General features: G+C 54.7%; 29 protein-coding genes. 6 read left to right on the top strand and 23 right to left on the bottom strand.

All coding sequences use genetic code 11. The features are described from left to right. From D9K61_RS13720 to D9K61_RS13680, 9 genes are all read right to left on the bottom strand, one after another. On the bottom strand, positions 1-323 hold a 323-nt coding region (locus tag D9K61_RS13720), incomplete at its 3' end, for a hypothetical protein (protein WP_162946887.1). Beyond that, positions 323-1,078, bottom strand: coding sequence for a type IV secretion system protein (locus tag D9K61_RS13715; RefSeq protein ID WP_162946886.1), 756 nt, complete (start codon positions 1,076-1,078; stop codon positions 323-325). The genes D9K61_RS13720 and D9K61_RS13715, both read right to left, overlap by 1 nt. 23 nt (positions 1,079-1,101) lie before the next feature. Beyond that, the gene (locus D9K61_RS13710) at positions 1,102-1,281 is read right to left on the bottom strand and encodes a hypothetical protein (RefSeq protein ID WP_120633778.1); all 180 of its coding nucleotides are present in this window, start codon (positions 1,279-1,281) and stop codon (positions 1,102-1,104) included. Further along, entirely contained in the window at positions 1,278-3,719 is a 2,442-nt protein-coding gene (locus tag D9K61_RS13705; RefSeq protein ID WP_120633777.1) for a hypothetical protein, read from the bottom strand. The genes D9K61_RS13710 and D9K61_RS13705 overlap by 4 nt, the downstream gene beginning before the upstream one ends. 1 nt (position 3,720) lies before the next feature. Continuing rightward, a complete protein-coding gene (locus D9K61_RS13700; RefSeq protein ID WP_162946885.1) occupies positions 3,721-4,011 on the bottom strand; it encodes a VirB3 family type IV secretion system protein in 291 nt (96 codons plus the stop codon). Beyond that, positions 4,011-4,313: a TrbC/VirB2 family protein gene (locus D9K61_RS13695; protein WP_162946884.1), complete on the bottom strand. Its 303-nt coding sequence runs from the start codon at positions 4,311-4,313 to the stop codon at positions 4,011-4,013. Before D9K61_RS13695 ends, D9K61_RS13700 begins: the two co-directional genes overlap by 1 nt. A 28-nt stretch (positions 4,314-4,341) precedes the next feature. Continuing rightward, positions 4,342-4,980, bottom strand: a complete 639-nt coding sequence (locus D9K61_RS13690; protein ID WP_254055779.1) for a lytic transglycosylase domain-containing protein — start codon at positions 4,978-4,980, stop codon at positions 4,342-4,344. Beyond that, complete coding sequence (locus D9K61_RS13685; protein ID WP_120633775.1) at positions 4,973-6,322, bottom strand: DUF1173 family protein; 1,350 nt, start codon at positions 6,320-6,322, stop codon at positions 4,973-4,975. The genes D9K61_RS13690 and D9K61_RS13685 overlap by 8 nt, the downstream gene beginning before the upstream one ends. A 612-nt stretch (positions 6,323-6,934) precedes the next feature. Then, a complete protein-coding gene (locus tag D9K61_RS13680; RefSeq protein ID WP_120633774.1) occupies positions 6,935-7,342 on the bottom strand; it encodes a thermonuclease family protein in 408 nt (135 codons plus the stop codon). Between the two features lie 660 nt (positions 7,343-8,002). Between D9K61_RS13680 and D9K61_RS13670 the strand changes: the two genes are divergently transcribed. After that, a complete protein-coding gene (locus D9K61_RS13670) occupies positions 8,003-8,722 on the top strand; it encodes a hypothetical protein (protein ID WP_162946883.1) in 720 nt (239 codons plus the stop codon). Between the two features lie 505 nt (positions 8,723-9,227). Here the strand turns inward: D9K61_RS13670 and speB are convergent. From speB to D9K61_RS13640, 6 genes are all read right to left on the bottom strand, one after another. After that, complete coding sequence (gene speB, locus D9K61_RS13665; protein WP_254055778.1) at positions 9,228-10,199, bottom strand: agmatinase; 972 nt, start codon at positions 10,197-10,199, stop codon at positions 9,228-9,230. A gap of 9 nt (positions 10,200-10,208) precedes the next feature. Next, positions 10,209-10,937 carry an MBL fold metallo-hydrolase gene (locus tag D9K61_RS13660; RefSeq protein WP_120633771.1) on the bottom strand — a complete coding sequence of 243 codons (729 nt, stop codon included), beginning with the start codon at positions 10,935-10,937 and terminating at the stop codon, positions 10,209-10,211. Then, positions 10,934-11,926 carry an ABC transporter ATP-binding protein gene (locus D9K61_RS27880; RefSeq protein WP_120633770.1) on the bottom strand — a complete coding sequence of 331 codons (993 nt, stop codon included), beginning with the start codon at positions 11,924-11,926 and terminating at the stop codon, positions 10,934-10,936. The genes D9K61_RS13660 and D9K61_RS27880 overlap by 4 nt, the downstream gene beginning before the upstream one ends. Then, a complete protein-coding gene (locus tag D9K61_RS13650; protein WP_120633769.1) occupies positions 11,923-12,693 on the bottom strand; it encodes an ABC transporter permease in 771 nt (256 codons plus the stop codon). The genes D9K61_RS27880 and D9K61_RS13650 overlap by 4 nt, the downstream gene beginning before the upstream one ends. Then, a complete protein-coding gene (locus tag D9K61_RS13645) occupies positions 12,693-13,547 on the bottom strand; it encodes an ABC transporter permease (RefSeq protein WP_120633768.1) in 855 nt (284 codons plus the stop codon). The genes D9K61_RS13650 and D9K61_RS13645 overlap by 1 nt, the downstream gene beginning before the upstream one ends. 61 nt (positions 13,548-13,608) lie before the next feature. Beyond that, positions 13,609-14,667: an extracellular solute-binding protein gene (locus D9K61_RS13640; RefSeq protein WP_120633767.1), complete on the bottom strand. Its 1,059-nt coding sequence runs from the start codon at positions 14,665-14,667 to the stop codon at positions 13,609-13,611. Positions 14,668-14,778: 111 nt separating this feature from the next. Between D9K61_RS13640 and D9K61_RS13635 the strand changes: the two genes are divergently transcribed. After that, on the top strand, positions 14,779-15,390 hold the full coding sequence (locus D9K61_RS13635) for a TetR/AcrR family transcriptional regulator (RefSeq protein WP_120633766.1): 612 nt from the start codon (positions 14,779-14,781) through the stop codon (positions 15,388-15,390). 393 nt (positions 15,391-15,783) lie between these two features. On the opposite strand, the gene D9K61_RS13630 is transcribed toward D9K61_RS13635, so the two are convergent. After that, entirely contained in the window at positions 15,784-16,773 is a 990-nt protein-coding gene (locus D9K61_RS13630; protein ID WP_120633765.1) for an aldo/keto reductase, read from the bottom strand. 81 nt (positions 16,774-16,854) lie between these two features. Here D9K61_RS13630 and D9K61_RS13625 point away from each other — a divergent pair, with 81 nt between their 5' ends. Then, positions 16,855-17,679 (top strand): LysR family transcriptional regulator, encoded by an 825-nt coding sequence (locus D9K61_RS13625; protein ID WP_120633789.1) that lies wholly within the window; start codon positions 16,855-16,857, stop codon positions 17,677-17,679. 77 nt (positions 17,680-17,756) lie between these two features. Here D9K61_RS13625 and D9K61_RS13620 read toward each other — a convergent pair whose 3' ends face one another. Next, positions 17,757-18,053, bottom strand: a complete 297-nt coding sequence (locus D9K61_RS13620; protein WP_216825807.1) for an AzlD family protein — start codon at positions 18,051-18,053, stop codon at positions 17,757-17,759. Continuing rightward, on the bottom strand, positions 18,043-18,744 hold the full coding sequence (locus D9K61_RS13615) for an AzlC family ABC transporter permease (protein ID WP_120633764.1): 702 nt from the start codon (positions 18,742-18,744) through the stop codon (positions 18,043-18,045). The genes D9K61_RS13620 and D9K61_RS13615 overlap by 11 nt, the downstream gene beginning before the upstream one ends. A gap of 87 nt (positions 18,745-18,831) precedes the next feature. On the opposite strand from D9K61_RS13615, the gene D9K61_RS13610 reads away from it, so the two are divergent. Continuing rightward, positions 18,832-19,380: a helix-turn-helix domain-containing protein gene (locus tag D9K61_RS13610; RefSeq protein ID WP_120633763.1), complete on the top strand. Its 549-nt coding sequence runs from the start codon at positions 18,832-18,834 to the stop codon at positions 19,378-19,380. A 213-nt stretch (positions 19,381-19,593) separates the two neighbouring features. Here the strand turns inward: D9K61_RS13610 and D9K61_RS13605 are convergent, their stop codons facing one another. Next, the gene (locus D9K61_RS13605; protein WP_216825806.1) at positions 19,594-20,697 is read right to left on the bottom strand and encodes a calcium:proton antiporter; all 1,104 of its coding nucleotides are present in this window, start codon (positions 20,695-20,697) and stop codon (positions 19,594-19,596) included. A gap of 491 nt (positions 20,698-21,188) precedes the next feature. On the opposite strand from D9K61_RS13605, the gene D9K61_RS27875 reads away from it, so the two are divergent. Beyond that, on the top strand, positions 21,189-21,458 hold the full coding sequence (locus D9K61_RS27875) for a transposase (protein ID WP_120633787.1): 270 nt from the start codon (positions 21,189-21,191) through the stop codon (positions 21,456-21,458). A gap of 17 nt (positions 21,459-21,475) precedes the next feature. Beyond that, positions 21,476-21,820, top strand: coding sequence for a transposase (locus D9K61_RS27870; protein WP_120633760.1), 345 nt, complete (start codon positions 21,476-21,478; stop codon positions 21,818-21,820). 55 nt (positions 21,821-21,875) lie between these two features. Here D9K61_RS27870 and D9K61_RS13585 read toward each other — a convergent pair whose 3' ends face one another. Genes D9K61_RS13585 through D9K61_RS13570 form a run of 4 tightly spaced genes read right to left on the bottom strand, consistent with a single transcriptional unit; the run spans position 21,876 to position 25,660 of the window. Continuing rightward, positions 21,876-22,670, bottom strand: coding sequence for an ABC transporter permease (locus D9K61_RS13585; RefSeq protein ID WP_120633759.1), 795 nt, complete (start codon positions 22,668-22,670; stop codon positions 21,876-21,878). Next, the gene (locus D9K61_RS13580; protein ID WP_162946881.1) at positions 22,667-23,491 is read right to left on the bottom strand and encodes an ABC transporter permease; all 825 of its coding nucleotides are present in this window, start codon (positions 23,489-23,491) and stop codon (positions 22,667-22,669) included. Before D9K61_RS13580 ends, D9K61_RS13585 begins: the two co-directional genes overlap by 4 nt. Continuing rightward, positions 23,488-24,519 (bottom strand): ABC transporter ATP-binding protein, encoded by a 1,032-nt coding sequence (locus D9K61_RS13575; RefSeq protein ID WP_120633786.1) that lies wholly within the window; start codon positions 24,517-24,519, stop codon positions 23,488-23,490. The genes D9K61_RS13580 and D9K61_RS13575 overlap by 4 nt, the downstream gene beginning before the upstream one ends. A 58-nt stretch (positions 24,520-24,577) precedes the next feature. Continuing rightward, positions 24,578-25,660 (bottom strand): PotD/PotF family extracellular solute-binding protein, encoded by a 1,083-nt coding sequence (locus D9K61_RS13570; protein WP_120633757.1) that lies wholly within the window; start codon positions 25,658-25,660, stop codon positions 24,578-24,580. Positions 25,661-25,800 lie beyond the last annotated feature (140 nt).

Raw genomic sequence — 25,800 nt, 5'->3', positions numbered from 1 at the left:
AGCCCGTACCGCTCCGAGATTGCTTCGCTGGTCATTTCGAGCAGGTCATCGTCAATGACCAATTCTCCAGTAATGCGAAGATCCTTCTCGGGCATAAGTTCACCCTCTTCAAAGGCCGCTTCACACTTCTCAGCATATGCGGACCAGACCGCTGCTCTCCTTTGTGTGCGCGCAGCGCGCCTTGCGTCCGAAAGGCGTGTGTTTTCTCGCTTTTGGTCAGCAGTCAGTGGCGGCTGATCCGCGAATGCGGCGCCGGAGTAGCCCGCCGCCAGAGTGGTGGCGACGGTTGCTGCGACGAGAAGAGTGGGGGTGGGGAAGCGCATCAGTTAGATCCTTCAGGTCTGTACGCCTTGCGCGCGACGGTATCTTGGCCGCGTAGGCGCTGGTTGACGATTGCGGCATCCAACTGACCCTGTGCAGAGAGAGCCTGCAACAAAGTGGCGAGCATCATGCCGTTCTCAACCGCTATGCGTGTGTTTAGATCAATGCTAGCTTTCAGATCATCGGTCGCGGAAATCTGCTCACGATAGCCGTCATAGCGCTCCATCGCTTCCCCAGCCCCGGCAAAGCCTTCCTCGGCGATCGCAAGGCCGGCAAGGCTGGACCCACTCACCAGATCATGCGATTTTGTCGCCGGACCTTCTGCATCGCGGCCAAAGATTTGCAATCCGCTCAACGGCTGGAAGTCCACTTTCAGCGCCTCCATGTGATTGCCGAGACGGTTGTTCACTGACTTGCCGGTCATGGACAGTGTGGTCAGAGACGAGGCCAGTTTGCGCGGGGTGATATCGCCGCTAAACAGACCGCTGATCTGATCGCGCGCGCCGGTGATCGAATTGTGAGTTGCCCGGGCTTGGCGCAGTTGTTCCTGAAGCTCGTTCAATTGCAGCAGGGCATTGTCCAGCATCTGAGTGTCGAGGTTCACCATTTCGCCGGTAGAATTTAGCAAGGCGATCAGTTCGGCATGTTCTGTAGCGCTATAGGTCGGAACACCCTGCGCGCTGGCTGTGTTTGACGTTCCAACAAATCCGGCCAGAGCAAGGGTCGCAGCGGTGGCGGAAGTCTTGAGAAGGGTCATCATCTTGTCCTTTCACTGGGGGGTCAGATTTTTCCGATGCTGAGCGGCGGGGTGGTCGCAAGGCCGGTTTGTGGAACCAGCTCTGCGTCTGCGATGTTGCAATTGGCCTTCAGCTCACGCGGCGGATCGACGACATCTCCGGCAATCGTGCACGCCCCGAGCAGGGGCGGGCCAAGGGCAAGGAAAACAAGCGTGCGGATCATTGGGGGGTCTCCTGTGGGGCTTTGGGGATCATGAAGTGCTCGAGCCAGCCGTCTTCGCCGTGCTCCGCGCGCAGCCGGTCCATGTCCGCGGCGCTTTCACCCGTGGCGGACAGCACACGATAGAAGGGGGCAGGCAACTCCAGCCGGGTCGAAACCACGGCGGATCCTTCCGCATTGCGGATCAGCGCGAGACGGGATTTTGGCGGCATGGACATGACCGCGTTGAACTCGCCTTCCGTCAGGCGGAAGGTGTCGATATATGTCGCCCGGTCGGCTTGCGGATTGGCGAAGAAGATCTTGTTTTCCGACGACTGAACCAATGTGTCAGCAATGGGTGATTTTGAGGCGTCAGACGCTTCCTGCGTCATGAACACCAGAATGCCATCGAGCTTCCGGATGGTCTTGATCCAGTCCCGAATGCGACCAACAAACCTTGGATCATCAAACAGGTTCCAGGCCTCGTCGATTTCGATGATCAGCGGCTTGCCAGCGGCCAGTTTGCGCTCGATCCGATAAAACAGATAGTCCAGCAGCGGCGACCGGATATCAGTGTCTTTCAACAGTGCGGTCATGTCGAACGCGGTAATGGGCTGATCGAGGCTGAAACTGTCTTGGGGGTTGTCAAACAGCCATGCGCGACTGCCCGACCCATGCCACTTTTCCAGCGCATCAAACAGCTGCACGGGCGCATCGCTGTCATCGACCGATCGCAACGTGCTAACAAAGTCCGAGAATGTTCGAAGGGCCGGATCGCCCGCTGCGAGGCGGCGCAACCCGATTGCAATCCGGCGTTCTTGCTCCGGGGTCAGTTTGTCCGCACCGGTCAGACGTTTGATAAACCCCTCAAGCCACTCGATCCCGGCTGCATCCGTTGCGACGGCAAACGGGTTGAACCCCAGGTTGAGGCCCGGTTTCAGCTGCAGATAGGTTCCCCCAAGCGCGCGAATGAAGGTCTCGGACCCACGGTCTTTATCAAAGGCAATGAAGTGGGGCGGATCGGGCAGGCGGTAGCAGCAGGACATCAGGAAGTTTGCCAGTAGGGTTTTGCCTTCTCCGGGCGCTCCGAACATCGCGGTTGTGCCAGGGCCCGCGTCTTTGTCCGACCCTTCCCGGTGAAACGAGAACCAGAACGGTGTGCCGGCGAGCGTCCGGAACGCGGCCACGGGCCCGCCCCAACGCAGGTGTTCCCGCGATCCGGTCGGCCAGGAATGCAGGTTGGCAAAGTCGGCAAAGTTCTTGTCGGACACAAAGCGCTTTTTGCTCCGGGTCTGATAGGCGAAGTTGCCCGGCAGCTGCGCCCACCAGGCCGCCTCCAATCCGATGTCTTCGCGCCTTGTGCGCAGATCCGCGCCAGTCAGCGAAGAGTTCACCCGCGTGGCCGCGTCTTCCATCGCGTCGCGGGTGGCGCCCAGAACGGCAACGGTGAAGTGGTGCCGCCCGATGGACATAGCCCTCGATGCTACCGCGTCGCGGGCCTCATTCAGATCCTTCTGCAGAGACTCCGCTTCATCGCCCGCATCTGCCATGCCACGTTTGGCGTCACGGATCTTAGTGCCGCCCGACACGCGGTCCATCGGAGCATAGCTTTGGGTCGCAATGAACTCGCACCGCTCACCCAGAAGTTCATCGAACATGTAGGTTTTTGACTTTTCGGGATAGGCATTGATCGCAAAGACGGCGGCAAAGCGGTCTCTATCCCCACCCGGTGACAGGCTTTCGACATGGGTGTTGCGGAAGGTGATACGACCGTTTGGCACTGCGTCAGCCAGATGCGTCCAGACGGGTGGTGCCGTTTGCCAGATCCCACTTTGCAGCATCGACAGGAAAGTCAGCGTGCGGCTCCGATCAGTTTCTGATCCGGTCAGCCTGCGGGCACCAAACACCGACAGATCCCGCATGGCCTGTTCAGCGGCCACATGGAGAGCTTTGCGGTTCTTTTCGCGGGCGGCGCTTGTGGCCGGATCAGATGCAGCCGCCCGAAGAGACCGCAACCCGGCATCCAGCAAACGCTTGCCACTGGTATAGGGGCGTCGCAAGATGGTCAGGAAGTGGTGCAGCTGAAAGGTCTCTTCTTGGCCCAGCTGGTCCCGATAGTGACGATCCAGTTCTTCAGAGAAAGCGGGACCTGTCACGGGCAGCAGTGTGTCAGACAGTTTTACCTTGGTGCGGATGATATGGCTGTAGAAGGACGTCCGATTGTCTTCAAAACTGGAGACGAGCCGGGCGAGCGTGTCGTTGGCTGCCTTGATCGCTGTCCGATCAGCGGTTTCGTGGATGAACCCCTTGAGTTCCAACACTGCCACCAGATCACCATTGCGGGTGGTAAATGTCCCGTCCGGCAGGAAGCGCACAAAGGGAATATGCGTGGTGGCTGGCACCTCACGCGCGGCGCGGCGCGCAGACGGCATGGCCTTTTGAATCTCGGGGTGCATATTCATGTCAGTCTCCGGCGTAGGAATTGCCGCCCCAGAAGGGCTTGTTTTTGGTGAACAGCTTGCAATCCGCCATCGTCGCCAGATGATCCGGAAGGTAAGGATCAACGCTGACGATCCAGCGGGCGAGCAGGTACGACGGAGCAACACTCAGCAACGCCCAGAATCCCATGATGCTCTGTGTCAGGATGAACAACATCAGGGGTATGCTGAGAGCAAAGATATGAAAGCTCATCGGCATCCCGGCCCTCTCAGAAGGCCGGGTGATTGCCTGGAATATCCGGTTGTTGTCGCCCATCAGGTCGCAAATCCCTGAATGGCTTCCGCAATGCCAAATGCACCGAAGAAAATGCCCAGCACCACTATGATGACAAAGAAATGGCCCCATGTGACGGGCACGCGCGGACTGGCAGCGGAAATCCCGGCGAGGGCAACCGCCGCTCCTCCCAACAAGACACCGTTTGCACCTGTGATAAAGGCACGGATCTGGGTCAGGATAGAGACGGGGGCCGCGAACAGATCCTGCGCCAATGCCGGGCCGCTGAAGGCCAGCACAGCGAACATCGCAAGCAGAGCAGTGTTTTGAGGGTTGCGCTTCATTTGTTTATTTCTCCTTGGATTGAGAGGGTTAGGCATCGGGTGGAAGCCCGGCCCCTTCGAGAACAGTTGCGACGTAGTGGGTGGTTTCGGAGTAAGGCGGCACGCCCTCATAGCGTTCCACGGCTTTGGGCCCGGCGTTGTAGGCCGCCAGCGCCAGCCGCCAGTTGCCGAACTTCAGGAACATGGCCTTGAGATACCGCGCGCCGCCATCGAGGTTCTGAACCGGATCATGCGGATCGACGCCAAGCGCAGCGGCGGTGGGCGGCATCAGTTGCGCTAGTCCCAATGCGCCCTTGGGGCTGACAGCATCTGTCTTCCAGCGGCTTTCCTGATGGATCAGGGCATGAAACAGCGGCACCGGAACCCCGTGGCGCCTTGCGGCGCGCTCCGCTTCATCGGCCCATTCGCCTTTGCTGCGCGGGCTTGCTTTTAGGGACGCAGCCTGTTCAGCATCACCACCATCCTCATATTTGAGGCATACCATTGCACCTGCCCGGAATGCCGGTTCCAGGCAGGCGCGGGTGGGGGCGGTCGCGCAAAGCAAGCGCCCTCCACTCAACAGCGGGCCATCACGGCCCGCACAAATCGCAGCCTCGTCATTCTGTGCGAATGCCGAGGTCGAACATGTCCAAAGAACAACGATGGAGAAGAGCGAAAGTTTAGACATGGTCGCTTGTCCCCGTCGATGAATTTGACATATTCCGTGATGTGTCGCGCTCACCGCCCGATGCGCGACGATTGTTCACCGGTGCTGGCCTCACAAACTGCCCGGTGGTGTCCCCCTCTCGAACTTGATCATCACGTTCGGAGGGGGGTCTTCCTTTTCCTGGAAACGCTGCCATCGGCCCCTCATCAAACCAGCACCAGCTCGGATAGCGGTTTTCTTCTGAGGCGGTGGTGAGCCGCGCCAGTGCCCCGGCATCGCCCGGATTGTCAGCAACGAACAAGGCGACGGGATCTGTGGTATCCAGCAGCACCGTGGATGCGATCGGTGCGTCTGATGGAAGGTTGAACCGCATCTGTTTCTGGAACGCGCGGGACTGTTCGGTCAGCGCGGTGAGAACGTCCAGATCGCGCAGGCCCTCAAACGGGATCCAGTTATCCGTCACCAGCATCATGCCGGTTTCGTGCAGAACCGGATAACCCGCCTTTGCGATGGAAAAGCTGGCGATCACGATGGCATGGCCGGATCCCATGGCTTCAATGAGGCGCAGTTGATCACCGAACACTTTCTCGAATTTCTTTGCCAGATCCGCGTCTGCAAAGAACGAACAATCGGGGGCATGTTTGAAGGTGAACCGTGCACCATGCGCCGTGGGGTCCATGCCTTTGAATTCCGCGATCACGAGGCCGAACGGAGTGGCACCGCGCCCAATGGGGCGCAGGTTGGCAAAGATCCGGTTCCGTCTGGCCGCTATCTCGGCCTTATTGTCCACCTTGAAGTATTCCGGGACGTAGAGAATGCGGGACAGATCCTGGCCTTTGACGATTTTGCCAGCAGCGGCACGGCGCAGGGCGGAGTGGTTCACGCCCCAGAACCGCTTTCCGTCCATCCTGGGATACCATTTGGCCAGATCAGCCTCATGCCAGAGGAAGTGCAGAACACTGGTGATCGTCAGCTTGCGCGGCGCAAGTTTGGCCTCGGTCGCTTTCCCGCCGGTCGTTTCCGGCGCGGCGCGGGATTTGCTGTTCTTCCGCAACGGGAAGCCGAGTTTGAGCGTGGTTGTGCCGTTGTCGGGATCTTCGGTGATGGCCGACGACTGGACCTGCGCCAGTCCCGACAATTCTTCAGGTGGCAGGAAAGACGGGCAATCAATCGCATGATCGGGCCCGGTTCCGGGCATCCTTTTGACGATGAATTTGCCAGCCGTTGCGGCGATGTACATTTCTGGGGCAGGCATACGGCAGCCGCATTCAACACGCGTGCCTGCGCTGTGCGCGGCCGTCAGGGCCTTCTGTCCGTGTTTGGTATCGACCAACAAAGGGGAACCATTCAGGAACAGGGTCATACCGATAATCCCGGACCGCTCGCGCGCATGTTGACAAAACCGTTACCTGCCGTGTCCTCGCATTGTTTTGACTGGGCTAACTTGAGTAGCGTTGGAGATACCGCTCCGTCTGCATCGCAGATGGCGGCGGTGTGGTGGGTGCAGTTCAATCTGAACCTGTCCACCGTCTCTCTTCGGTGTAGCACCACTTGCATCGAAGAGAGCGCTTTGCGAAGAGAACCGAAGCCCTTTTCAGAGTTTACTGGAGTGTCAGCGGCCACTGCGGTTACCTTTCCGGACATTCAAATTAGGTCAGTAATGTTTACATAATAAGCCTTATGGGGCGTAAATCCGGCGCACTGAGCACGCAGGATTCGGACACCCGGTCACCGCTCGGATGTCGCTATTGCTTCCCGGAGTCACAGGCATTGACTCCAGTGCAATTGCTGTCCTTTTTAGGAGCAGCATCGGGGATTGGTGGTTTCTTCATCGTTACGGTCCTCTCTTGATGTTTGAGGAAGGCCCCGGATGGCTTTTGGGGCGTTTTTCTGGTCCTGCCGGTTGTTGGCGCAACCGACAGGACCGTTCTTTGCTCGACTAGTTTCCTTCCTCTTGCTGCATTTTATTCTCCGATCAGATGCACCAGGACTGGCGCTTGCCGCCGTCATAGGGTCGCGCGAGACCTTCGGAAATCAGGATGGCCCCGACGTCCTGCCCGGCCACACGTCCGACCGCCAGAAAACGGTCGTGCTTGTCCAGTTCTGGTTGGATGACCAACTTAATTTGGCCGGCTGCGTCGATGATCTCTGTGAGCCTGTCTTTCGCCTTCAGGCCCAGAGCCTTTTCCGCCTCACATTGTGGACGGTAGGTTTCAGGCGTATCGAAGCCCACGAGGCGGTAGCGGTCATCGCCATGGTCGATAGTGTCGCCATCAACAGCAACAACCTCTGAGGCGCTCAGGACCTTGGTCGACTGTCCGAGGTGATGGTTTGCGACCAGCAGCCCGGCCAGCACCGCACCACAAAGAAGGAGCTTTTTCATCCGCCCTGTCCTCCTTTCTGCAGAAGAAAGATATGATCAGAGGCAAGTAAGCGAAGGACATCAAAAGGCTCGCCCCCTACCCCGTGCTGGGCCGAGCAAGCAGTGCCTGAGCAGTTTCTAAGGTAAGAGGCCTGGTTCAGGCCTCGACTAGAGTTTGGTCTGAGAGTCCATGGCCAGGACTGTTTCGAGTTGTTTGGGTGAAACCGACTCGATGGAGAAATCCGGCTTAAGGCACAGGAACCGACCATCACCGAATTCTTGGTGGTGATTGATGAGACCGGGCCAAAGAACAAGCTCGCGTGGGACGGCACCTGTCCTTGAGATCCTCGATTTACAAAGCGCACCAACGTAATCTGGTGATGTGTAAATGCAGTGATATTTTGGCCGGTCATGGGATGCAAATCCGATGAATTCGTAGCGGCACGTAAAAGGAACTTTGTCTTCCAGAAAGCCCCGGACCATATCAATGGTTACCACGGTATACTGTCTCTTATTGTCCGCCATGGCGATCCCCCTTGGACCGCCTTCTATACCTAAAAGTTGTGATGGAAAACTTATGTTGTGTCAATCTAATAAATTGCCAGAAAACATTAATATGTGAAAAGACTGGAAAAGTGATATGACTCTGATAGTGTGCCTCAATATATGAAAGGTGACACTATGAGACACAAGATTCCCATGATCCGAAGCTTGTTTGCGGTCGGAACGCTCGCAGTCGCAAGTGTACCCGCCTCTGAGGTCAAAGCGTATCCCATCGACTGTGCAATCTTCTTATGTCTGGCCAGTGGATGGCCGAGCGATCCCGACTGCAACGCGGCAAGGGCGGAGTTCATTCGTCGCATCACGCCCATGCCGGTTGAACCACCATTGCAACTTTGGCGCTGTCCGATGGGCGCGGTCTTGGGCACTTCCAGTCTCACACCGATGCAACGCCTGGAAGCAATCAAGGAGAACAGTGCCACGCCATTCCCTGAATTGCCCCAAGAAGAGCAAGCACCTTTGGTAGTTATCGAAGCTTCATTTGCCTTGGAGCCTTGGACCAACCTTGGACCCGACTCCCCTGCCCTACCGGCGCCAGCACTTGCAAACATTGATCTATCATCTGCAGACTTTGATGTTGTTCGCTCGATCCATGTTTGGGATGTCCGGCACTACAGCTACAGGGTCCGTGAACGTGAAGGCCCATGCACAACCCGCTTGGATATATCCGTCGGAACCTACGACGAAAATGCCAATTTCCACTGGTCAGATCGCGCCCCAGGCCCCCGACCTGATTGGCTGCCACTGAACAAGGATAGGTGTCCTACCTATTTCCGTGGCGTTGGCGTCGAGTGGTCGGACATTTTTGGGAACTACGATTACGAACTGGTCCGCTATTAGGCGACACAAGTTATGGCAGGATACCGCCACACCAGCAATATCAGGGAACCGCAACACATTTGATGCGAACGGCATATCGCAAAAGAAGACAGAGCGGCTGCAAATGCAGCAAGAGCCGTTCGCTGCACGGCTCGCGTACTGGAAAGACGCGGACGCAGCCGCCTTTTGCACGTACGGCTATTGCTAACGCAGAAAACTCTCGCATGTGCAGCAGTGATCTTTTGGCAGCGCAGCGGATTTCACCAGACCAGCCATTCTGAAGGGGAAAAATGGGGCAACTTCAAACTACCCATTCGTTGCACGCGGCTTCAAGAAACGAGACACAGGGCAAATCTGCTCAACTTTTCTGCAGAAAGCTCTTGCTGCACAAGTATTATGTTTTGAACTTTGCGATGCAGTCATGATTTGCGAAAGTAGAAGGGGTGATCCATCTGTGAGAGGATTTGGAATTCACCGGAAATTTCTCTATTTGAACTGCACTCAATAATTCTCAATTTAGCCCCAGTCATCCCGTCGACTTGGGCAGGACGCACAGCATTTCGAATAGTAGGTTTGCCGCTAATACCGCTGTATTTCCCGAGGGGTCGTAAGGCGGTGAAACCTCGACCAGATCGCATCCGACCATATTCAGACCTTTACAGCCGCGTATAATTTCGAACGCTTGAGAGGCCATCAACCCGCCAAATTCAGGCGTTCCTGTTCCGGGAGCCACTGAAGGGTCAAGACTGTCGATGTCAAAGGTCAGATAGACTGGACGGTTTTCAACTTGCGCACGGATTTTGTCCATCAGTGGTGTGAGCGACTTGTACCAGACCTCTTCTGCATGAACGACCGAGAAGCCCCAGATGCGCCCGGTGTCAAAATCATCGGCGGCATAGCCAGTACCGCGCAATCCGATTTGAAAGGTATTAGGTGCATCAATCAACCCTTCCTCATGGGCGCGACGGAAGGGGGTTCCATGGGCGATTTCGTTACCGAACATATGTTCATTGGTATCCGCATGGGCATCGATGTGAATAAGGGCGACCGGTCCATGTTTATTGAAAATTGACCGCAGCACGGGCAACGTCAGCGTATGATCACCCCCCATGGTCAAAGGCACCACGTTATGTGTAAGAACCTCGTCATAAAAATCTGTAATGCGCTCAACGGTGTCCAATAGATCGAAGGTGTTTACAGGCACATCACCCAAGTCGGCAACTTGCATTTGGGCAAAGGGGGCCGCCTTTGTCCACATATTGTATGGGCGCAGCATATTGCTTTCGGCACGGATTTGTTTGGGGCCAAACCGCGTGCCAGACCGCCAGCTGGTGCCGATGTCCATGGGAATGCCAATGAAGGCTGCGTCCAAGCCCTGAGCAGTTTGAGCCGTCGGTAAGCGCATGAATGTGCCCGGTCCGGCAAATCGCGGCATTTCATTTCCGCCCAGCGGTTGATTGAAATCATTGGTCATCGAGTTACCCTTACTTTTCGACATCTTTCCGTATCAGCTTTCTTTTTCGTGCAACCAGTTCGTGATTATTTCCTGATAGCGCTCGCCCGAAAACGATTTGAAATGTCCGCCATGGACGAGTTGAACAGGTAAATCAAGCAGACGCATCATGCTTGCGATGTATTGCTCCATTTCCGCAGGATCATCGCTTTCAATAAGAGGCCCGTCATAAAGGATATCTCCTGAGATCAGCATTCCAGTTGACTTTTCCCAAAGCGCGATACCACCTGGGCTGTGGCCCGGTGTGTGGATCACCTCGAACGCTCGATCTCCGAGGTCGATCATGTCGCCATCTTCCAAGATCCGCGTGGCTGGGGCGGCCTTTACGGAATAGGTTGAAGACTCATATGCGCCAGGCGGCAATTGATCAAAGATCTCATCCGTTACGTAGTCTTCTGCCCAGGTGTTTTGACGCGTAGGGGATGCAAGAATATCCGCCTCGTCTTTATGGCAGAGGCGGCACGGGAACTCGTGGTGCGTGCCTATATGATCGAAATGGGTGTGGCTGGCCACAGCGTCCAGCGGACGTTCTGTTACCATTGGCACCCATTCGCGCAACGACAATACCCCCATGCCACTATCAACCAACATGTCTTTGTCTCGACCTCGCACATGCCAAATATTGCAGCGAAAGAACTCCTTGATGTGCGGTTCATCAATCCAGGTTACCCCGTCAGACAGCTTTCGAATACGATACCAATCGTCTGGTCGCGCAGTCTTCATGATGAGTGCTCCAATGCCACTGCGTTCGAGGCGAACAGCTGAACTTCTTCTCCAAGTTTAGGCAAGTCGTCAACCGGTAGGTGTGCTACATATTCTTGCCCGCCCTTTCCCGAAATGCGGAAATGGCATCGGTGATACGTGCCAAAGAATGAACTGCTTTCCAAAACCGCATTGCCCAAGTTGATTTCACCCTTGTGGCCGATGTTTTCAGGGCGGGCACAAATGATTCTATCAGCTTCAGAGCCTTTGTTGGCGAGGCCGGCGGGTATAGTGTTCAGATCGCCCATGAAATTGGCTGAAAATAGGGTCTTGGGGCGAAGATAGACATCTTCAGGTGGGCCTGCATCTTCAACCTTGCCATGGTTCATCACCACGATCCGGTCGGCAATGGCCATGGCTTCTTCCTGATCATGCGTGACATGGACGAAAGTTGTCCCGACCTTGCGTTGGATGGCTTTCAGTTCCTCTTGCATTTGGCGGCGAAGTTTCAGATCGAGTGCGCCAAGCGGTTCGTCCAGCAAAAGCACCTCTGGATCAACCGCAAGGGCACGCGCCAGTGCCACGCGTTGGCGCTGACCGCCAGAAAGCTCATGCGGTTTGTGATGGGCCTTGTCCAAAAGTCCGACCAGATCCAGCATCTCATCGGCTCTGATATTGCGCTGTCCTTTGTTTTGACCACGCATGCGCAAACCAAAGGCAACATTGTCGCGCAGGGACATATGTGGAAACAGGGCATAATCCTGAAACATAGTGGTCGTGGGTCTGTCTTTTGGGGCCACTTGCAACATGTTCGCCCCACCGATCAGCACCTCACCGCTCGTTGGAGTCAGAAAACCGCCAAGGATGAAAAGCAATGTGGATTTGCCACATCCAGAAGGGCCAAGCAGCACAACGAATTCGCCGGCGCCAAACTCCAAGTTGATATCGTCGAGGGCTTGAAAGCTTCCGAACATCTGGTGAATAGATTTCAGTGATACGTCTGCTGTCATGATTTCGGCTTTCTGAATACTGTGAATTCAAGAATGATGAGAATTGCGATTGAGACCAAGAACACGAGCGATCCGATGGCATTGGTGGCCGGAGACAGGCCAGAGCGCAACATCGACCAGATCTCGACCGGCAATGTGACGTCAAAGCGGGTGAGCAGGAAGGCGATGATAAACTCATCCCAGCTGAACGTTACCGCCAGAAAGTAGGCCGCCAGCAGTGCCGGCTTCAGCATCGGCGCGGTCACCAGAAACATAATCTGGATCTCGCTTGCACCCAGGTCTCGCGCGGCGCGTTCGGCGTTTTTCTGGTGATCGCCCATCGCTGCAAAGAGGATCGCGAAACACAGCGGCAGGTTTATGACGACATGTCCAATGCCGGTCGTCCAAAGTGAAGGACGAAAGCCCATGTTGTTGAACACGGTCAACAAGCCAAGCGCGATGATCAGATAACTGACTGTCATGGGTGCGATCAACACGCCGCGCATCAACACGGACCCGGGTAGCTTTACCCGTGACAGGCCTTGCGCTGCAAAAAAGCCCAACAAAAGCGCAATTGCAGCTGAAATTAGGGCCACAAAAAGAGAATTTCGCAGTGCCTCCATCAGGTTCCGATCAGCGATGACCTGAGTATACCATTTTAGCGTCGGGCCATCGAAGGGCGGCACTGGCAAGCGACTTTCTTGGAACGAGAAGAGCACCAGAACCACGACAGGTAGGAAGATGAAAATAAAGATTGCGGCCATATAGGCCCAGCCAAGCATACGCATCAGACACGCTCCATCTTGAGCCAGCGGGCAGTTGCCGCGTAGGCCAGTGTCACCAGCAGCATCAGAATAACCGATAGAGCGGAAGCCATCGGAAAATCACCGCGCCGCCCTAGTTGCAGCATGATGAGTTGCGGCATGGTCAACTCGTTGTTACCGCCCAGTATTTGCGGTGTGATGTAATCTCCGATGCACAGTACAAATGTCAGAAATGCCCCGGTCATGATCCCCGGCAAGGTCAGCGGCAGTATCACCAGCCGGAATGTATTCCACCCGCTTGCACCCAGATCGGCAGCGGCACGTGCATAGTTGGGGGAAAGCTGGATAAGATTTGAATAAATCGTAAGAGTCAGAAGCATTACAAAGAAATGTACAAAGCCTATGACAGTTGCACCGCGCGTGGCCATGATCTGAATGGGTTCATCCAGAAAACCGATACCCATCAACATCTGCATCAGAACGCCTTGCTGCCCCAAGACAAGAGCCCAGGAGTAAGAGCGCACTACATAAGAGGTCCAAAATGGAAGGACCGCCAACATGATCGCTAACCGCTGATACTTTTCCGGTACCTGAGTGGCGATAATCCATGCCAGCGGCCAGGCAAGCAGAACGGAGATGATTGTTACGATCAGAGTAATCTCAAGCGAGACCACGATGCCTTTGAACAAGGATGGTTCAGTGAAAATCTTGAGATAGTTGCCAAGATCGTAGCTCTGGATGATCTCACGTCCTTCCAGATGCGCAAGACTCAACAGAACCATTACTGCGAAGGGTACGAGAAAGAATGCACAGGTCCACAACAGCGCCGGGGCAACGAAGCCTAAGGCGCGGCGTTTTTCTTGTTGCTCAATACTCATGAATGCACCTCCCTAGAAAAAAGAGCGGGCCTAGTGATGGTTCACCAGACCCGCATGCCCACTATTGTTGCAGCATGTCAGTCCACAGATCCTGCATTGCCAGGTCCAGATCAGCGTCTGGTGTCGGATACAGTTGAGTCCGTATCAGATAGTCGGCTTGCTGATCCCACCGCAAAGCGGCCTTTTCCGCATCGGTCAGTTCCCTGCCCGCGGCGCTATTGGCGGGCATTCCCCAGTAGCAGGAGGAAGTGGCAAGGCGGGCCTGCCCTTCTGGTCCAGTGATATACTTGATGAACTCCAACGCAAGTTCCTGGTTCTCAGACGATTCCAACATAGTGACCGACTGCGACCAGCGCAGTGCACCTTCAGCCGGTACTGACCAGTCAAGCTCTGGGTTTTCAGCACTCAACACCGCTGTCACCCATTCTCCGCCGCCTATAAGAATGTCAACTTCTCCGGTGGCAAGTGCGGTCTGGCTGGCTACAACGTCGCTGACTTGCAGGGCTGCAGATTTCAACCCGTAGGTCCGGTCGCGCAGACGTTCGACAGCAGCGGCATCAAGATCAGACGTAGCAATGCCCTGTTCCAGCCCGATCAGACCAAGAACTGGCAGGTAGTAGTCATAAACAGCAATACGACCATCATATTTCCCAGACCAGAGGTTACTCATGTCCTCCATATCGCCGGCATCAACTTTGGAACTATTGAAAGCAATTGTATTGTATCCAAATTTCTCGGTCACACCATAGATTTGGCCGTCATGCGTGTTGTTATCTGCCATCACCACTTCTGGAAAAAAGCTGGACGTGTCGACTGCGTCGGCGGGCAAAGATGCAAATCTTCCTTCCTCCGCACCACGCGCGACATCAACTGTGTCGATCACCATAATATCCCAGTCGCCTGTGCGCGATTGATCAAGAATGGCGAAACCTGCAGCGGTGCCCTCGTATTCTTTTACGTTCACCCGCACGCCGTGCTGTTCCTCGAACGGCTGCAGCAAGGCAGGATCGGTATGATCGCACCACACCAGAGCATTCAGGTCGTCGGCTGCATAAAGCGCAGTTGTGGACATCAGAAAAGCAGCTGTGACGCTTAGCGCGGATTTCAAATTATAGCTCATTGGTTTCTCCCAGTTGCATTGCAATTATTTTGTCATTGTTATATTTTTACAATGACCAGATTATTGTAGTCAACTTAATAATATAGTCACTATAGAAATGGAGCAAACACGATGGGATTGAGAGAGCGAAAAAAGGCTGCAACAACACAGCGCATATTGGCAGAAGCATCAACGATGTTTCAAGAAAAGGGGTATGAAAACATAAGGATAGAGGACATCGCCGCCAATTCTGACTTATCGGTCGCGACATTTTATAACTACTTCAAATCCAAGGCTGACATTCTGCTAAACAGCGTCGCTTCGGAATCTGAAACTGTGCTGGCCAATGCCGAAGAGATTATCGAACGTCCTTATGAAAGTGCGATACAGGCGTTTGATTCCCTAGTTCGTTCCTACTTCACAACGTCCTTTTCAAAAGTCCCTCGAAGTTTGTGGCGGATCGCCGTGTCGCAGACCATGCTCAGCCCAAATTCAGAATTTTGCCTGCTTTATGTCGATGTCGACGACCGGCTCTCAAAACAGTGCAGCCGGTTATTGCGCAACATGCAAAAAGTGGGACATATACGCCAAGATATCGATCCGATTACGTTGGGTGAGCTGTTGTTCAACAATATCAACATGAACTTTATCGGTTATATCCGCAGTGAGACACTTTCTGCAGAAGACATGTGTGACGTCGTGAACCGGCAAAGTGCTCCGTTGTTCGAGGCCATTTCCAATTAGAGCCAACGATTTTTTCAACGATCCTAGTTACAAAGCCTTCGGTCCGGCCAATGCCTTCTTCGGCCGATCTCTGGAATCCATAAACGATGGCTTTGCTCGCTGCCTAGCAGCAAGAGGTTTTACGCAGTTGCAGCAAAATCGGTGCTGCGAGCGCGCGCAGCGAAAATTTAACACTTCTGCTGTGGGCTCGCCCCGCCAATTCGCCGCATTGGGCGCGAGTGACTGGTCTGGGACGAGCCTGCCTTTCGCTGCACCAGGCACGAACTGAAGGGACGCGGACCAAAGTGTGATTTCGCTGCGAATGCGTCAAGGTCTGCTTAGCAAATAATGAGTGACGATCTTGTGGATCGCCCTCATCGGAACCTCATCCCTCAAGATAGTTGGTTAGATACTCTAGCGGGCTCGATCTATCGTATCCGCAGAGTTGCGTTCGATCACAGTTTCGATCTCACCCATGACAGATGCAGGCAGAGGCCCAAAGGACAACGCCCCAGCAATACCTTCGAGTTGTTCCACTGTTCGTATGCCGGGAATAGGGATATTCGTCTGGCCCCTTGCCCAAAGCCATCCGATTGCGCCTTGAACCAGACTGCGTCCGCCTGTCTCCAGCAAGTCTCGTACAGCATCCAACCTCTGGAGATACTTGGGATTTGCAGAAGCGTCTTTGAAGTAATCCGTTCGAGGATTTGATGTTGAACGTATGTCGGTATCGGGCATAACTGTTTCGGAACTATACCTTCCAGACAATAGACCCATCGCTAGTGGCGATCTGATCAATGCGGTAAGGTCGCGCTGGTCGACGACGCTTTGCATCTTTGGTGCATCGAGCAAAACATTCATGGCGTGTTCGACGGCTGCAAATCCAGGTCGTTCCGCCGCGCACGAGAGATTGACTGAGAAATCCGTACTCCAACCGTAGGCACGCACCTTGCCCGCTATCCGCGCCCGCTCGACCTCATCGAAAATGTCTTCTGCCTTTGCAACCGAAAGGCTGTTGAGGTGTAGCAGAAGCAGATCAATCCGGTCTCGCCCGAGCCTTGAAAGCGACGCTTCGATTGCAGGACCCACCGTGCCTGGGTCTTCTTCGTTCTCCAAAAGCTGTTTGCTTTCCTCGTCAATGGCGACACCGATCTTGGTTGCAATCAGCGCATCTGGACGACCTTTGAGAGCACGAGCCAGCAGCCGTTCCGCATGTCCTGCGCCATAGGCAGGAGCGGTATCGAAGAGCGTGATTCCCGATGCCAGCGCCGCATGGATGGTCCGGTTGGATTCCGCATCGTCAGAATTTGCGTAGCCCACTGTCTCATCTCCTACAAACATCGGACCACCGATTGGCCAGCACCCCATGCCGATGGGAGAAATGTCCTGGTTTAGAAAGCGCATCTCATACCTCCAGATATCGTTTACCGCACCAGAACACGTCCGCGCCTTCACATGAATGGAACATTCTGCAAAGATCATTTCATGAATGAAACGATGTTAGATTGGGATGACTTACGGCTGTTTCTCGCCGTTGCCCGGCTGGGCGGCCTGTCTGCTGCGGCAAGCGCAACAGGAAAAAGTGCGCCGACCCTTGGCAGGCGAATGTTGGCGTTGGAGAGGCGGCTGGGCCAAGAGTTGTTTGAACGAACTGCTCGTGGCTATGCGCTCACTCCCGACGGAGAGGACCTGCTGGCCAGCGTCGCCGGGTTGGAGAACCGTATCCGGCCCTTGGTGAACGACAAGAACGAATGGGCGGGACCGTTGGTGAAGGTTTCCGCAGGGATCTGGGTGACGCATGTGCTTTGCGAAAGGGTCTCCTACATAGCAGGCCGGGAGCCTGTGAGACTTCGGTTCATTGCGGACGATGCGACGTTGGAAATCGGGCATCGTGAAGCAGTTATCGGAATTCGCAATCACCGCCCTTTCGACACGCGGCTTGCTGGTCGCAGCATTGGTGAGGTTCGTTTCGCAGTCTATGCTCTCGACAAAAGCGTTACAGGCTGGGCACGTGTTCGTGGAACCACCCCCTCGGCTCAATGGGTTCAGGCCAAGCCGCGAACGAATGAGGACGTTGAGATTACTCAACCACGCAACGCGCTTGACTTGGCCTTCGCCGGTTCATGTCGCGCTGTTCTCCCCACCTTCATTGGTGCAAAGTTCCCGCAGCTTGAGAGAATATCACCACCAATTACCGATCTAACGCACGATCAATGGCTCGTAACACATCATGAGGACAGATTTCTTCCTGAGGTGCGCAGCGTGATCAATAGGACGCTCAAAGTTTTGCAGGAAAACTGTATGAACTAGAAAGGCCGCGATGCGATAGCCACCATTCGATCCACGCGCAGAATTTGGAAAAACGGGGCTTAGTAAGCCCACCGGCATCACTGCATCTGAACACGCAAAGCCGCTACGATTATCATGCCAGCCAACATTGAGATCGGCAGATTGCGAGTTTTGCGGCGACAAGAAACGGTTCCTCCCGCGACCCATTCGATCGCCCCTCCATTTAACATCATCAGGGCCACCAGCGCGACAATCAGGCAACCCGGTAGCGCTTCCATCCCGCGTGTCCAGCCGCCCTTTTGTGGTAGGCGTACGGCCAGCAGATAGCCGCCAAGGCGAATGGAATAGCTGGCGATCGCGAGACCAAGTATGGTCAGCCATATCTCAGTCGTCATGGACAACCCCTGCCGTGATAGCGCCCAGAACGGCCCCGGCAACCAAGGCCCAACTGGCGTGTTCGGAAAATGTCAGGGCGAGCAAAATGACGGTGCCAGCTGCCACAGCCCATGGCAACAAATCGCTGCGTCCACGCCAAAGGCCGGGCAACAAGGCGACAAAGACGGCTATGATCGCAAAATCCAACCCGAAGCGGGCCGGATCGGGTATGCCCTTTGAAAGTAGCGCACCGATGCTGGTTGCTGCTATCCAAGTCGTCAAAAGGAAAGCTCCTCCACCGAAGAGATACCAGTAGCTTGCCAGTGTGCCCCGGTTTCTGGCGGTTTGCATCAGAGCCACGGATGCATCTGTGGCGAGATATACACCGGTCACAACTTGCCACCATGGGCGGTTGATCAGAGCACTTCGCATACTGGCCGTAATCAGCAGAATACGCATGTTCAGCGCGGCACCAGCCAGAATAGCCGCAGCGACTCCGGCGCCCGCCATCAGTTGATCCAATGCAATCAACTGTGCTGATCCGCCAAATACGAAGGCACTCATGCTGAGGGATTGCGCGAGTGAAAACCCCGATTGCGATGCCAACAGACCAAAGGCTACACCATTGGTCGCTGCTGCCAGAGCCATCGGCAACATATCTCGTGCACCCAATGTCATTTCAGGCATGATCGATGTAGATGCTTCAGGCATGATTGACCTTTTATACCGAACACTGTTCACTGTAGTGAACCTATAATCGTTCGCTAAAAAATACAATCGTTCTTTATGGTGGCTTGCATGACTCCCAACGATCTGATTGCCAACGCAATTCAAAGAGAACGCAATCGCAAGGGTCTGAGCCTTTCAGCTCTGGCGGGGAAAGCAAGCCTCGCGAAATCTACCTTATCGCAGTTGGAATCCGGAAAGGGAAATCCAAGCATTGAAACCCTGTGGGCTATTGCCGCAGCGCTAGAGGTCACATTTTCTACATTGTTTGAGGTCAACAAGCCCGATGTTAGTCTTGTTCGCGCTGATGAAGGCGATGCAGTTGGATCAGATCATGCAAGTTATCAGACAACTTTGTTGGCCAATTGTCCCCCAGGAACGCGACGCGATCTTTACCGCGTGGACCTTGAACCCGGCACCATCCGTCGATCCACTCCACATCCGGTCGGGACCTTTGAGCACGCCATCCTCTGCGTCGGCCAAGCCAAGGTTGGACCGCTTGGCGCCGAAGAGACATTGAACGCGGGAGACTACTACCGTTACCCCGCCGACCGGCCGCATATGTACGAAGCCCTGATGCCAGAAACCCTAATGATCGTTGTGATGGAAACGCGCGACTGAACATCACCACGTTTTGACAACAGTTGTTCATCGTTTCCGCAGCATTTGGTAAAGTTGGGCTCAGACCAGCCCAATGCATCCGCGGCGTGTCCCAAAGAACATGCGCAGGATCTACAGTTCAGTTGTGAAGCCCGCAAGAATTGGGCTTCGACTGCCAAAATCAATTTCGCGAATATTCAGAAATTGGCTTAGAGCAACCGCTTTTTGTGCAGTTTAGATGTCAAAAATTAGTATGGCATAGGCCAAGAATACGGCCAGATGTACAACCCCCTGAAGGACGTTTGTCCGCGATCCAGCAAATGTTACGATACTAATCGACAACGTCAGCGCCAACAGAACTATCTCTGGCGAATCCAAACCCAGTTCTACAGGCAACCCGACAATTTCTCCGGCAATAAGGACGGCGGGGACCGTTAGCCCGATTGTCGCTAGGGCAGAGCCGAGACAGATATTCACTGCGCGCTGGAGTTGATTGTGTTTTGCTGCATCAAGAGCCGCCAGCGCTTCGGGGGTTAAAATCATGATTGCGACAATGACGCCTCCGAGTGCAACCGGAGCGCCCACTTGATCGATGCCAAAATCTACATAGACCGCGAGTTTTTTTGACATCAACACGAGTGGGATCAAGGTAAGGGCCAAGCCAACCGCGTGATAATATTTTCCCCGTATGTCCAGGCAGTGATGGTCTGAATGGAGCTGTTCAGGTTGATCGACATCAAGTCGTGGTTGCTGAAATGCCATTGGGTTTTGCACCGTTTGAAACAACAAAAAAACCCCATAAAGAACAAGCGAAATAGTGATCTGAAATATGGTTTGTAGAGGCGATAACGCACCTCCGGGTTCTGAAATTGTAAAGCTTGGCAAGACCAATCCAGTTACCGCAACCGGCAAGAGAACGATGAGATAGGCATTTGCGCCTGATAGATTGAATACCTGCAAGCCATGATGCCATCCACCCACCAACAGGCTCAGTCCAACGAGACCATTCATGACAATCATGAGCACAGAAAACATTGTGTCGCGGGCCAAGGTTGGGTTGTTGTCGCCAGTCAACATCACCGCAGTTATGACCGCGACTTCGATACCGATTACTGACAGTGTTAAGATCAGAGTTCCAAAAGGTTCCCCGAAAATCTCGGCAAGGCACTCGGCGTGGTGAACAACGCGGAAAACGGCTAATAGCATGATACCGAATATGGAGGCGAGCACGATATAAGATGGAACTACGCCAATCGCGTTCGGTTTCAGAAATGAACCGACCTGTGTCATGAACACATAGGATAGCCAAATCAGGGCTATCGGCCATTCTGCCGCCATGTTCCGCACCGCTGATTTCCCCATACCTCTCCCTTTCGACCAGACAATCCGCAGTCGCTCCTGGCGAAGGCTAGTGCATGTTCAGGCGGTGTTACAGTCATACTATTGGCAAGATTAATTCTGGGTTGTCGTATTTGCCCATATATAGCGACCAAGCGGAATTATGTGACCGATTCAAGGACGAAGACATTCGTCTGCTCGTGGTCGTCGCTAGCCGACCATCGCTACACTGCGCATGAACTGGTGAGATGCGGACTTTGCCGCCGTTCGGGTGAGTTTCTTCAATGTCGGCTGTATTTGACTAGGGTCTGAACCCAATTCAGTATCTTGCAGATAAGGCTTGGTCGTGATTCACCTGCGTAAAACAGGTGTGTTATGGCAAGATTTGACCTCAGCGATGCGGAATGGGCTGCGATCCAGCCGAATCTACCCAAACAGGGGCGTGGCCCGCAGCGGCGGGATGACCGCAAGATCCTGGACGGCATTTCTACATCCTACGCACCGAAGCCCCGTGGCGGGATTTTCCCGGCAGGTACGGCTCGCCGACGACAGCCTACAATCGCTATGTCCGGTGGGGCGATCGCGGCCTGTGGCGCGATATTCTTGAGGCCCTGGCCACCGAATGCGACGATGCGCTGATCTTCATCGACAGTTCCATCATCAAGGCGCACCGCGCGGCGGCGGGCGCAAAAGGGGGGAACTGGCGCAAGGTATTGAACGCTCACGCGGCGGTCGCGGCTCAAAGGTTCACGCCGCGGTAGACTAGCGCGGGCGGCCCCTGCGCATCGAAATCACCAGCGCGCAGGTCCATGACAGCAAAACGTTCCTGGCTTTCACAGGCTGGCGCAAACGGCCCGCAACCATCGTCGCGGACAAGGCTTATGGATCAAAAGCCATCCGTCAAGCCATCGCAGACGAGGGCGCTATAGCTGTCATCCCCACCAAATCAAACGCCCGCATCCCCATCCCGCATGATCCCGGCATCTACGCACAGCGCAACCTTGTCGAGCGTTTCTTCTGCAGGATGAAAGACATGCGAAGACTGACCACACGATACGAAAAGCTGAAACAAAACTTCCTCTCAATGCTCCACATCTTCGCAATCAGATGCTGGATCAATTGAGTCCAAACCCTAACTGTATGTCAGTAACTTATTCCAAGAAAATACGACATCCAATTCACTTGTCCTCGTATGCCCCCATTAGTCGCGTAAGATTGCCGAATACACCGATCAATCCAAAGGATACGAAAGAAATCGCGATAAACAGCACTGAGGCTGATGCGACGCTTGGTGAGTAACCACTGCGCAGGCTTGAAAATATCTTGACCGGCAGTGTGACTACCCGGGATTGCCCTAAAAAAAATGAAATGACGAATTCATTCAGGGACAAAACAAACACAAAGGCAAATCCGGAAATCAGGAACGGTCGGATCAACGGGAAGACCACAGTCGTGAAAATGCGTAGACGATCCGCCCCCAACGTTTTCGCCGCTTCCAGCACCTCCTCATCAATGGCTTCAAATCCAAGCGAGACCATGGTCAATGGCAGGGCCACCAGGAAAACCGCATGGCCGATCACGATATTGTCCGGCTGGCCGAAATGACCCAAGCCGACCCAGAACAGCAGCATGCCCATGGCGGTGATGACCGGTGGAAAGGCAAAGGGCATCAACCCCAGACCAAACAGGGCTTTGGCATAAAACACCTTCTGCATGCGCAGATAATAAGCGATGGGCAGGGCAATCAGCACGGCAGCCGCGGCTGCCGCTGTGGCGATACCCAGGCTGGTGACAAGGGGGGTAAACCATCCGGGATTCACAAACAGTTCGGCATACCACTGGCCGGAAATCCCCCGGGGCGGAAAGAACAGCACCCGCTTTTCGTTTAGTGACACGCCGATCACGATGATCAAGGGCATGATCAGGATCGCCAGAAAGGCAGCGCAGAACCCGATTTTCAGCAAGCGCGTCATGGCTTGTTCCCCAGCTTGTTCACGGCAGCCACCAGAATAATGGCAACACTTAGGAAGACGACGCCAAGGGCCGACGCAAAGGGCATGTTCCCCAGTTCCAGCGCTTGCTGGCTGATATGAACCGCCAGCATCCATTCCTGCGGGCGTCCCAACCAGATCGGCGTGGCCACTGCGCCCATGCTAAAGACAAACAGCACAATCCATGTCGAAACCAGCGGGCGGCGCAAGATCGGCACAATGACATTGAAGAACGCCCGCAGGGGCGAAGCCCCCATCACCCGCGCGGCCTCGCCGTAGGAATTGTCCAACCGCGAGCAATGGGGATACAGCATCAGAATCGCGAATGAGAGATTGAAATAGGTCAGCGCGGCAACAACGGCAGGCAGGCCGCGCGCCCATGAGGCAGGACGGTCCATCAGACCGAACCAGACCAGCAGGTTGCTGATGCCGGCAGACCGCGACAGCGCCGTGGACCAGGAAAAGGCCACGATTACCTCGGACAGGGATAGTACGCTAAGGACTAGCACCAGCGCCACCGTTTGCAGTTTCCGTGACGTGGCCGCCATGAAGAATGTGAAGGGAAACGCAATGATCATTGCAATTGTCGCGGCCAGAAACGAAAGACGAAAAGTGTTCCACATGGCCCCAAGATACAGCGGATCGAAAGCGCGCAGATAATGCGTCAACTCGAACCCCGGCACGTAATGCGTGGTTGTCCGATGATAGAAAGAGGTTGCGAACATGATCGCGATTGGCGCTAGAAAACCGGCAATCAGAAAGATCGCGGCAAGGCTCAGGATGCTATTTCGCCAGAGGGTCATGACACGTGGAGCTTTATCTTGTCGGCCGGGAAATGCAGGTATTTCACGTCGCCCTGCACCAGGTCCGGGTCGCCTTTCGGAACCCATTTTATCGAAACTCGTTCGTCTCCGACGCAGAAAAAAGCTTCGACTTCGAAGCCGAGGTCACGCAGGAATTCGACACGGGCCTCGACGCAGTTTTTACCTGGGGTGTCGGTGATGTCCAGATGCTCGGGACGGATGGACAGTGTCACATCCCCATCCGCAGCGTGGTCGCATTTCAACCTTGTGCCCAACGCCTGAACCGTTTGCCCCTGCGCCTTGCCCGGGATCAGGTTGTTGCTGCCGACAAACCCGGCAACAAAAGCGTTTGCGGGGTTCTGATAAACCTCAAGCGGCGCGCCGACCTGCTCTATCTTCCCGTTGTTCATGACGACCAGAGTGTCGGCGGTGGTCATAGCCTCGGATTGGTCATGAGTAACCATGATTGTCGTCACCCCAAGGCGTTGTTGCAACTGACGTAATTCAACCTGCATCTCTTCGCGCAGGTTTGCATCCAGCGCCGACAGGGGTTCATCAAGCAGGAAAATCTGCGGTTCAAGCGCCAGCGCACGGGCGATTGCAACCCGTTGTCTTTGTCCGCCGGACAAAGCTGAAACGGCGCGGTCGGCGTAACCGGACAATTGCACCAGGTCCAGCAATTCACCCGCTTTGGCCATGCTCGCGGCCCGATCCTGACCGGCCATCTGCATGCCATACGCGATGTTCTGTCCTACGTTCAGGTGCGGGAATAACGCCAGCGACTGAAATACCATACCAACGTTGCGCTTGTGTGCAGGCAGTGCCGTGATGTCCTTGCCGCCGAGCATAATGCGCCCCGATGACGGCGTTTCCAGCCCCGCAATCAAACGCAGCAATGTCGTTTTCCCGCAGCCCGATGGCCCGAGAAAACACACAAATCTGCCATCCTGCAGGGCAAGATCGGTTTCACGTACTGCGGCAAACGTGCCAAAACTCTTGGCGACACCTTGTAGGCTAAGTTCAGTCATATCGGGAAGCTTCCATATCGGCGTGATGGGCGCTTGCACGCCCATCAGTATTGCCTTCCTAGCCAGCGGCCAGCATTTTGTTCCATTCTTCGTTTGCCCAATCGGCAAGCTCGACCTGGAATTTGTAATTGGGGAAGATTGGTTCGATCGGCGAGGACACAAGCGCAAATTCTTCGTCTGTCATTCCGGCGGCCTCCTGGCTGACAACGGGTGCCGTACCAATTCCACGGCTCATGTCGCCCTGCACCTTGGGGTCGCAGCAAAAGTTCAGGAATTGTTGTGCAGCGTCGATGTTTTTAGAGTTTCGCAGTATCGACCATGATCCAAAATCAATCAACCCGCCTTCTTTCGGAAAGACCGACGCAATCGGGAATCCATCCGCGATCAGCAGTTGAGCGACGTCATGATAATACGTGCCTGCCGGAATTTCGCCTGTCTTGAGCGCGGATTCGAACTGGCCCTCATCGCCATACCACAACGTCACGTTGCCCTTCAGTTCCAGCGCTTTCTTCATGACCTCCATGGCGCCTTCCTTGGTGTTGAGCGCCTCATCTCCGCCAAAGAACGTGTGCGCTGTGATCTCAAGCAGGCCGTTGTCGGTGATGTCGTCGGCAATCGCCAGCGAGTTATTAAATTTAGGGTCCCAGATCTCGGCCCAAGACTGAATCGGGTCGGGGAAATACTCGGTGTTCTGCGCAAATATCTGATACCACGCCAGAACGGCCACGGCATAGACCCTGCCATCGCCATCCGCAGAGACAAAACCGTCCCCGAGGTGCCAACTGTTAGGCAGTGCCGAAGCGTCGTTGCGATGAAACAGCTCGTTGAACTTGATGATTTCGCCGCCACCGGCCATGACCACGTCCATGGGCGGGTCACCTGCTTCGACCGCAGGACGCATTCCATTAAAGAACGGCGCACCAGAGCTGATCGGGATGGATTGTGTCGGGATACCGGTTGCTTCGGTAAAGAGCGGAAGAACTTTTTCTTTTACCTGCTCTTCGAAGTAGCCGCCGAATGTCCCTACGGACAAAGGTGTGGCCGCATAAGCCCGGCGTAAAAAGACCGGAGATGCCAATGCACCAGCGGACAATACGGCGGTTTTTACAAATCCTCGTCTGGTAATTCTTGTGCTTTTCATCGCTTCCTCCCTTGCGATCCATCACATGATGGTTATTGCATCTTGCAGGCTTTTTGCGAGAGTACCATAATGGAAAAAATATTGCTATTATTTTCTTTTTTGGTAATATTGACTCGGAGATATTTCTGTTTCGGAACGCA

It is taken from the genome of Ruegeria sp. EL01 (assembly GCF_900313035.1).
Classification (GTDB): Bacteria; Pseudomonadota; Alphaproteobacteria; order Rhodobacterales; family Rhodobacteraceae; genus Ruegeria.
The sequence above is the reverse complement of the archived record's forward strand: the minus strand, read 5'-3'. Positions and strand labels throughout refer to the sequence as shown.